General features: G+C 72.1%; 6 protein-coding genes. 3 read left to right on the plus strand and 3 right to left on the minus strand.

The features are described from left to right. The first annotated feature begins 337 nt into the window (after positions 1-337). Positions 338-2512 carry a RelA/SpoT family protein gene (locus tag AB0J52_RS16785; RefSeq protein WP_500182492.1) on the plus strand — a complete coding sequence of 725 codons (2175 nt, stop codon included), beginning with the start codon at positions 338-340 and terminating at the stop codon, positions 2510-2512. 102 nt (positions 2513-2614) lie between these two features. Here AB0J52_RS16785 and aspS read toward each other — a convergent pair whose 3' ends face one another. The 3 genes from aspS to AB0J52_RS16800 are packed head-to-tail and all read right to left on the minus strand — an operon-like array spanning position 2615 to position 6371. Next, positions 2615-4402, minus strand: coding sequence for an aspartate--tRNA ligase (gene aspS, locus AB0J52_RS16790; protein ID WP_500182487.1), 1788 nt, complete (start codon positions 4400-4402; stop codon positions 2615-2617). Next, positions 4399-5667 (minus strand): histidine--tRNA ligase, encoded by a 1269-nt coding sequence (gene hisS / locus AB0J52_RS16795; RefSeq protein ID WP_500182488.1) that lies wholly within the window; start codon positions 5665-5667, stop codon positions 4399-4401. Before hisS ends, aspS begins: the two co-directional genes overlap by 4 nt. A gap of 8 nt (positions 5668-5675) precedes the next feature. Beyond that, on the minus strand, positions 5676-6371 hold the full coding sequence (locus tag AB0J52_RS16800) for an MBL fold metallo-hydrolase (RefSeq protein ID WP_500182489.1): 696 nt from the start codon (positions 6369-6371) through the stop codon (positions 5676-5678). 295 nt (positions 6372-6666) lie between these two features. Between AB0J52_RS16800 and AB0J52_RS16805 the strand changes: the two genes are divergently transcribed. Both AB0J52_RS16805 and AB0J52_RS16810 read left to right on the plus strand, forming a co-directional pair. After that, positions 6667-7464 carry a peptidylprolyl isomerase gene (locus AB0J52_RS16805; RefSeq protein WP_500182490.1) on the plus strand — a complete coding sequence of 266 codons (798 nt, stop codon included), beginning with the start codon at positions 6667-6669 and terminating at the stop codon, positions 7462-7464. Positions 7465-7561: 97 nt separating this feature from the next. Further along, on the plus strand, positions 7562-8797 hold the full coding sequence (locus AB0J52_RS16810; protein WP_500182491.1) for a DUF349 domain-containing protein: 1236 nt from the start codon (positions 7562-7564) through the stop codon (positions 8795-8797). Positions 8798-9102 lie beyond the last annotated feature (305 nt).

Raw genomic sequence — 9102 nt, forward strand, 5'->3', positions numbered from 1 at the left:
CCTCCCGGCCGGCCCCGCACCCCTGGCCCCCGCCCTCCTGGACGCCGAGCCCGCGGATGCCCAGCCCGCGGGCTCCAGGCCCAAAGCCCCCGCCTCGAAGGCGTCCGCACCGGCGGACGGCCGTCCCGCCCCGGTGGACTCCGCGCATCAGGACGCCGGGCGCCGGGACTCCGCGGGCCAGGGCCGTCCGGCCGGGAGGTCCCCGTCCGGCGGCCGTCCGGCCGCGGGCACGCCGTCCGAGCCCGCCTCCACGGGCTCCGGGGCGGCACCGATCCCACCATCAGCGGCCAGGGTGCGGCGCAGGCTCGCCCGGCTCGGAGCCCAACGCGGTCCCGCCATGAACCCGGTACTCGAACCACTCATCAAGACCGTCCGCAACACCCATCCGAAAGCGGACCTGCGGCAGATCGAGCGCGCCTACGACGTGGCCGCGCACTACCACCGCGACCAGAAGCGCAAGAGCGGCGACCCGTACATCACCCACCCGCTCGCGGTGACGACCATCCTCGCCGAACTCGGCATGAACACCGAGACGCTGTGCGCGGCCCTGCTGCACGACACCGTCGAGGACACCGAGTACACGCTGGAGGAGCTGCGCGCCGACTTCGGCGACGAGATCGCGGCCCTGGTCGACGGCGTCACCAAGCTCGACAAGGTCAAGTACGGCGACGCGGCCGAGGCCGAGACCGTCCGCAAGATGGTCGTCGCGATGTCCCGCGACATCCGGGTCCTGGTGATCAAGCTCGCCGACCGGCTGCACAACATGCGCACGCTGCGCTACATGCCGCGGCACAAGCAGGAGAAGAAGGCCCGCGAGACGCTCGAGGTGTTCGCCCCCCTCGCGCACCGGCTGGGCATGAACACGCTGAAGTGGGAGCTGGAGGACCTGTCCTTCGCCACCCTCTACCCCAAGCGGTTCGACGAGATCGCCCGGCTGGTCTCCGAGCGTGCGCCGCGCCGCGACGTGTTCCTGCAGGAGGTCATCGAGGCCGTCTCCGCCGACCTGCGCGAGGCCAAGATCAAGGCGACCGTGGTCGGGCGGCCCAAGCACTACTACTCGATCTACCAGAAGATGATCGCCCGGGACGTGGACTTCGACAAGATCTACGACCTGGTCGGCATCCGGATCCTGGTGGACAGCGTCCGCGACTGCTACGCGGCGCTCGGCACCATCCACGCGCGGTGGAACCCGGTCCCCGGCCGGTTCAAGGACTACATCGCGATGCCGAAGTTCAACATGTACCAGTCGCTGCACACCAGCGTGATCGGGCCCGAGGGCAAGCCGGTCGAGCTGCAGATCCGCACCTGGGGCATGCACCGCCGCGCCGAGTACGGCGTCGCCGCGCACTGGAAGTACAAGGAGGAGACGGTCGGCGGCCGCAAGGCGGCCGACATGCAGTGGCTCCGGCAGCTGCTCGACTGGCAGAAGGAGACCGCCGACCCGGCCGAGTTCCTGGAGTCGCTCCGCTTCGACCTGTCGGTGTCGGAGGTGTTCGTCTTCACCCCGAAGGGCGACGTGATCGCGCTGCCGCAGGGCGCGACGCCGGTCGACTTCGCCTACGCCGTGCACACCGAGGTCGGGCACCGCACGATCGGCGCCCGGGTCAACGGCCGGCTGGTGCCGCTGGAGTCCGTCCTGGACAACGGCGACACCATCGAGATCTTCACCAGCAAGGCCCCGGACGCCGGGCCGTCCCGTGACTGGCTGAACTTCGTCAAGTCGCCGCGCGCCCGCAACAAGATCAAGCACTGGTTCTCCAAGGAGCGCCGGGACACCGCGATCGAGTCCGGCAAGGACTCCATCGCCCGCGCGATGCGCAAGCAGAACATGCCGCTGCAGCGGATGATGTCAGGGGAGGCCCTGCTCGTCCTCGCCCGCGACCTGCGCTATCCCGACATCTCGTCGCTGTACGCGGCGGTCGGCGAGGGGCACATCTCGGCGCAGAGCGTCGTGCAGAAGCTGGTGGAGGCCCTCGGCGGCGTCGAGTCCGCCGAGGAGGACCTCGCCGAGATCGCCCTCCCGACGCGCCGCAAGCGCACCCGTCCCGCGGGGGACCCGGGCGTCGTCGTCGCGGGCGACCCGGACGTGTGGGTCCGCCTGTCGCGCTGCTGCACCCCGGTCCCGGGCGACGACATCGTCGGGTTCGTGACGCGCGGCCACGGCGTGTCGGTGCACCGCGCCGACTGCTCGAACGTCACGCAGCTCAAGGAGCAGCCGGACCGGCTCATCGACGTCCGCTGGTCGCCCGGCGAGGACTCGGTGTTCCTCGTCGCGATCCAGGTCGAGGCGCTGGACCGTCCACGGCTGCTGTCGGACGTCACCCGGGTGCTGTCCGACCAGCACGTGAACATCCTGTCGGCGTCGGTCACCACGACCCGCGACCGGGTCGCCGTCAGCCGCTTCACCTTCGAGATGGGCGACCCCAAGCACCTCGGGCACGTCCTGAAGGCCGTGCGGTCCATCGACGGCGTGTACGACGTCTACCGCGTCACCAGCGGAACCAACCGCTGACCCGTGCCGCGGGGGCGTCCACGCGGGCGCCCGGCGCGGGCGGCCCCGGGCAAGCGGAAGGGCCGGTCCGATCGGACCGGCCCTTCCCTCATGCTCCGGACGTCACGCCCCGGCGGACTCCGACGCGGTGTCCCCGGGGGCCTCGTCCTCGTCCTCGGGGACGAAGTCGATCCCGGCCTCGGAGCGCTGCTCGGGCGTGATCGGCGTCGGCGCGGCGGTCAGCGGGTCGTACCCGGACGCGGCCTTCGGGAAGGCGATCACGTCGCGGATGGACGACTCGCCCGCCAGCAGCATGGTCACCCGGTCCCAGCCGAACGCGATCCCGCCGTGCGGCGGCGGGCCGAACTTGAACGCCTCCAGCAGGAACCCGAACTTCGACTCGGCCTCCTGCTTGGACAGGCCGAGCACGTCGAACACCTTCTGCTGCATCTCGGCCTGGTGGATACGGATCGAGCCGCCGCCGATCTCGTAGCCGTTGCAGACGATGTCGTAGGCGTTGGCGAGCACCGCGCCCGGGTCGGAGGCGACCAGGTCGGCGTGCTCGGGCTTGGGCGCGGTGAACGGGTGGTGCACCGCGGTCCAGCCGATGTGCTCGCCCTTGTCGTCCTCGACGGACTCGAACACCGGCGCGTCCACGATCCAGCAGAACGCCCAGGCGTCCTGGTCGATCAGGTCCCTGCGGCGGCCGATCTCCAGCCGCGCCGCGCCGAGCAGTTCGCGGGTGGCGTGCGGCCGTCCCGCGCCGAAGAAGATCGCGTCGCCGGGCTCGGCGCCGACCTTGGCCGCCAGGCCCGCCTTCTCATCGTCCGACAGGTTCTTGGCGACCGGGCCGCCGAGGGTGCCGTCCTCCTGGACGAGCACGTAGGCGAGGCCGCGCGCGCCGCGCTGCTTCGCCCAGTCCTGCCAGCCGTCCAGCTCCTTGCGGGTCTGGGCCGCGCCGCCCGGCATGACGACCGCGCCCACGTACGGGGCCTGGAACACCCGGAACGAGGTGTTCGCGAAGTACTCGGTCATCTCGGTCAGTTCGAGGCCGAACCGCAGGTCCGGCTTGTCCGAGCCGTAGCGGGCCAGGGCGTCGGCGTAGGTGATGTGCGGGATCTCGCCGATCTCGTGCCCGAGGATCTCGCGCCAGAGCCGCCGGACCAGGTCCTCGGCGACGGCCAGCACGTCGGACTGCTCCACGAACGACATCTCGATGTCGATCTGGGTGAACTCCGGCTGCCGGTCGGCGCGGAAGTCCTCGTCCCGGTAGCAGCGGGCGAGCTGGAAGTACCGCTCCAGGCCGCCGACCATGAGCAGCTGCTTGAACAGCTGCGGGGACTGCGGCAGCGCGTACCAGTGGCCCGGACGCAGCCGCGCCGGCACCAGGAAGTCGCGCGCGCCCTCGGGGGTGGACCGGGTCAGGGTGGGGGTCTCCACGTTGACGAAGCCGTGGTCGCGCATGACCTCGTTGACGATGTACGAGCCCTGCGAGCGGATCCGGATGTCGCGGGCGACGTTCTCGCGGCGCAGGTCCAGGTACCGGTACTTGAGCCGGATCTCCTCGTTGACGTTGACGTCGCCCTCGATGGGGAACGGCAGCGGCGCGGACTCGCTCAGCACCTCGATCTCGGTCGCGGCGACCTCGATCTCACCGGTGGGCAGCTCGGGGTTCTCGTTGCCCTCGGGGCGGACCCGGACCTCGCCGGTGATCTTGACGCAGAACTCCGACCGCAGGTCGTGGGCGGTGTCCTCCTCGCGGAACACGACCTGGGCGGTGCCCGAGGCGTCCCGCAGGTCGATGAAGGCGACGCCCCCGTGGTCGCGGCGGCGCGCCACCCAGCCGGCCAGCGTCACCTGCTGCCCGGCGTGCTCCCTGCGGAGCGTCCCCGCCTCGTGCGAGCGGATCATCGTGAAAGCCTTTCCTTCAACGTCGAAGTGGTGTCGGCGAGCGGGACGGGCGTCTGCTCCCCGGAGGTCAGGTCCTTGAGCTGGACGACCCCCTCGGTGATGTCCCGTTCGCCGAGGATCAGCGCGAACCGCGCGCCGGACCGGTCGGCGTCCTTCATCGCGCCCTTGAGCTTCTTGCCCCCGAACGCCATGTCGGCGGCGATTCCGGCCTCGCGCAGGCCCGCGACCAGGTCGAACACGCGCCGCTCGGCCGCCTCGCCCAGCGGCACCCCGAAGACCTCGCAGCGGGGCTTGGCGGCGAACGCGGCGCCCTCGGCCTCCAGGGCGAGGATGGTCCGGTCCAGGCCGAGGCCGAAGCCGATGCCGGGCAGCTCGGGGCCGCCGATGTCCTCCGACAGGCCGTCGTAGCGTCCGCCGCCGCCGATGCCGGACTGGGCGCCGAGCAGCGGGTGGTCGAACTCGAAGGTGGTGCGGGTGTAGTAGTCCAGCCCGCGGACCAGGGTCGGGGTGTCCTCGAAGGCGATGCCGAGGTCGGCCAGCAGCTCGCGGACCCGGTCGTGGTAGGCCTTGCAGTCGCCGCACAGGTGGTCGGCCATGAGCGGGGCGTCCGCGAGCTGCTCGCGGACGGCCGGGCGCTTGTCGTCGAGCACCCGCAGCGGGTTGATCTCGATGCGCTCGCGGGTCGCCTCGTCCAGGTCCAGGCCGCGCAGGAACTCCTGCAGCAGGACCCGGTAGGCCGGACGGCAGTTCTTGCAGCCGAGCGAGTTCAGCAGCAGCCGCACCTGGGTGAGGCCCAGCGAGCGGTACCAGCCCGCCGAGATCGCGATCACCTCGGCGTCGACGGCCGGGTCCTCGCTGCCGATGGCCTCCAGGTCGAGCTGGTAGAACTGCCGGTAGCGGCCCTGCTGCGGGCGCTCGGCGCGGAACGCCGGGCCGGTGGTCCACACCTTGACCGGCAGCGCGCCCAGCTTGTGCAGGTTGTGCTCCAGGACGGCGCGCAGCACCCCGGCGGTGAACTCCGGGCGCAGTGTCAGCGACCGGTCGCCGCGGTCGGTGAAGGTGTACATCTCCTTGGACACCACGTCGGTGGACTCTCCGACACCGCGCTTGAACAGGTTGGTGTCCTCGAACACCGCCAGTTCCAGATAGCCGTATCCGGCCAGGCGGGCGCGCTCGGCGAACGCCTCGCGCACGGCGTAGAAGAGGTCCGCCCGGGGCGGCACGTACTCACTGATGCCCTTGGGGGCCTGGAAGCTGGAGCTCATGTCTGGGGTCAGAATCCCTTGTGCGGGCCGGCGGCGGGCTTCAGGTCAGCCAGGTAAGGATTGGTCGCGCGCTCACGGCCGATGGTCGTCTGCGGTCCGTGGCCGGGCAGGATGGCCGTCTCGTCGGGCCTGGTCAGGCAGACCCGGGAGAGGCTGTCCAGGATCTGCTCGTAGGAGCCGCCCGGCAGGTCGGTGCGTCCGATCGAGCCGGCGAACAGCAGGTCCCCGGTGAACATCACGTCCGGGATCTCCTGCGTGGCCGGGGTCCGGAAGGTCACCGACCCGCCGGTATGGCCCGGCGCGTGGTCGACGGTGATCTCCAGCCCGGCCAGCTCCAGCGTCGCGCCGTCGGTCAGCTCGCGGACGTCGTCCGGCTCGGTGAGCGTGAGGCCGCCGAGGAACTGCTGCGCGGCGGCCAGGGACAGGCCCTTGCCGGGATCGGTCAGCAGGTCCCGGTCGTCCGGGTGGACGAACGCGGGCACGTCCCGGGCGCCGCAGACCGGCGCGACCGACCAGACGTGGTCGATGTGGCCGTGGGTGAGCAGGACCGCGACCGGCTTCAGCCGGTGCTCGCGCAGGATCTCCTCGATCCCGGCCTCGGCGTCCTGGCCGGGGTCGATGATCACGCACTCCTCGCCCGCGGCGGGCGCCACGACGTAGCAGTTCGCGGCGAACGATCCGGCGGGGAACCCGGCGACGAGCACGGTCGTCCTTCCTGTGAATTCGCTGAGTGTGCGGTGGACGCGGGGCGCCCGCGCCCCGTCCGCTTCCGGACGGCGCGGCGGGCCCGGCGGAACCCGCCGGGGACCTGCCCGTCGATCGCCGCACACGCGGTCCTACGAGGGTACCGGCGCGGCCGGGCCCGCCGCGAACGAGATCCCGGGATCGCCGTGTCGGTGGGGGTTCGCCCGCGTCGCCGGTGGTCGGACGGGCCAACGACGCCCCCGGTACCGCTACTATGCGCTGCACGTTCACCTGATCACACGGAGGGCAGGGCACGTGGCGGGGAAGGACCGCAAGAAGCAGCTCGCGCGGCAGCGCTACGAGCGCCAGCAGGCGCGCCGGGAGGCCGAGCAGGCCCGCGCCCGCAACCTGAGGATCGCCGGCGCGGCCGTCGCGGCGGTCGTCGTCATCGGCGGGGGCTCGGCCGCCGCCTTCGCCCTCAACAAGGACGGCAAGAAGGACGACGCCAAGCCCGAGGCCCAGGCGACCCAGTCCAAGGCCAAGCCCGGTGAGTGCGCCTACAACGCCTCGCAGGACCAGGGCGCCCTGAAGGACGGCTCCAAGCCGCCGGTCAAGCCCGCCTACGGCGGCGCGGTGCAGGCGACGCTGAAGACCACCCAGGGCGACATCGGCCTCACGCTGGACGGGGCGAAGGCGCCCTGCGCCACGAACTCCTTCGCGTTCCTGGCGGGCAAGAAGTTCTGGGACGGCAGCCACTGCCACCGCCTGTCCACCAGCGCCGGACTGCAGATGCTGCAGTGCGGCGACCCGACCGGCACCGGCCAGGGCGGCCCCGGCTACAAGTTCGCCAACGAGAACACGCAGGGCGCCAAGTACGGAGCCGGCACCCTCGCGATGGCGAACGCCGGCGCGGACACCAACGGCAGCCAGTTCTTCCTGGTGTACGGGAACTCCCAGCTCCCGCCGGACTACACGGTGTTCGGCAAGATCACCTCGGGTATGGACGTGCTGCAGAAGGTGGCCAAGGGCGGCATCGCCAAGCCGGGCGACGACGGCACCGGCGAGCCCAAGAAGAAGGTCACGATCCAGGACGTCACGATCGCCGGGAAATAGTGGATCGGGATACTAAGGTGTGGAGGGTCCGATGAGTGTGGACACGACCGCGCAACCCGGCGCGCACACGATCGGACCCGCGATTCAGGAGGCAAGGGTGTCCAGCGCGACCGATCCCTGGGGCCGGGTGGACGAGGACGGCACGGTCTACGTGCGCACCGCGGACGGCGAGCGCGTCGTCGGGTCCTGGCAGGCCGGGGCCCCGGAAGAGGCCCTCGGGTACTTCCGGCGCAAGTACGACGCGCTCGTCACCGAGATCGGCCTGCTCGAGCAGCGGGTCCGGACCACCGACCTGCAGCCCCAGCAGGCGCAGCAGAGCATCGCCCGGCTGCGCGAGCAGGTCACCGGGGCGCACGCCGTCGGCGACCTGGACGCCCTGGTCCGCCGCCTGGACGGCCTGGACGGCCTGGTGGGCAAGCGCCGCGAGGAGGTAAAGGCCCAGCGCGAGCACGCCCGGTCCGAGGCCCGCGAGACCAAGGAGCGCATCGTCGCCGAGGCCGAGCGGATCGCGGCCGAGGAGACGCACTGGAAGAACGGCGGCGAGCGCCTGCGCCAGCTGGTCGAGGAGTGGAAGGCCGCCGAGCGCGTCGACCGTCCGACCGAGACCGCGCTGTGGAAGCGGCTGTCGGCCGCGCGCAACGCCTTCACCAAGCGCCGCAAGGCCTACTTCTCCTCGCTGGACGACCAGCGCGAGGACGCCCGCCGCGAGAAGGAGCGGCTGGTCGCCGAGGCCGAGGGCATGTCCGGCTCGACCGAGTGGGGCGACACCGCCGCCGCCTACCGCGACCTGATGCGCCGCTGGAAGCTCGCCGGCCGCGCCTCCCGCGAGGTCGAGGAGGAGCTGTGGGCCCGCTTCAAGGGCGCGCAGGACGTCTTCTTCCAGGCGCGCAGCGCCGCGTTCGCCGAGCGCGACGCCGAGCTGCGGGTGAACGCCGAGGAGAAGGAGCGCATCCTCGCCGAGGCCGAGAAGCTGCTCCCGGTCACCGACATCCGCGCGGCCCGGCAGGCGCTGCGCGGCATCCAGGAGCGCTGGGAGGCCGCCGGGATGGTCCCGCGCGACGTGCGGGACCGGCTCGAGGGCCGGCTCCGCAAGGTCGAGGAGACCGTCCGCACGGCCGAGGAGTCGGAGTGGCAGCGGACCAACCCCGAGGCCCGCGCCCGCGCCGAGGCGACCGTGAACCAGCTGCGCTCCTCGATCGAGCAGCTGGAGAAGCGGCTGGAGAAGGCGCGCGCGTCGGGCCGCGACAAGGACGTCCGGGACGCCGAGGAGGCCCTCGACGCCCGCCGCGCCTGGCTGTCGGAGGCCGAGCGCACCCTCGCCGAGTTCTCCTGACCGGGACTCTCCCGGCCGGGTCCTCCCGGCCGGACGGCACGGCGACGAGCCCGGCGGCCCTCAGGGGCGGCCGGGCTCGCTCGTTGCCGCGGGGCGTCCGTACGGCCGGACGGCCGTCATGCCCTGAAGCTCATGCCCTGAAGGTCATGTCCCCGAGGTCACGCACCCGGGCGGCGGCCCTCGGGATCGCGGCCGAGGAAGCACAGCAGCCGGGTCTGCTCGTCGGCGCCGGGCGGCGCGGTGAGCGGCGGGCCGAGGTGCCCGGCGGCCCGCATCGGCGCGGCGATCACCCGCGCGGTGGCGAA

Origin of the sequence: Spirillospora sp. NPDC049652, from assembly GCF_040675125.1 — a bacterium.
GTDB lineage: Bacteria > Actinomycetota > Actinomycetes > Streptosporangiales > Streptosporangiaceae > Spirillospora.

Excerpts from the sequence above, each read along its gene's own strand:
- AB0J52_RS16785 (WP_500182492.1), top strand. The coding sequence starts at position 338 with ATGAACCCGGTACTCGAACCACTCATCAAGACCGTCCGCAACACCCAT.
- aspS (WP_500182487.1), bottom strand. The coding sequence starts at position 4,402 with ATGATCCGCTCGCACGAGGCGGGGACGCTCCGCAGGGAGCACGCCGGG.
- hisS (WP_500182488.1), bottom strand. The coding sequence starts at position 5,667 with ATGAGCTCCAGCTTCCAGGCCCCCAAGGGCATCAGTGAGTACGTGCCG.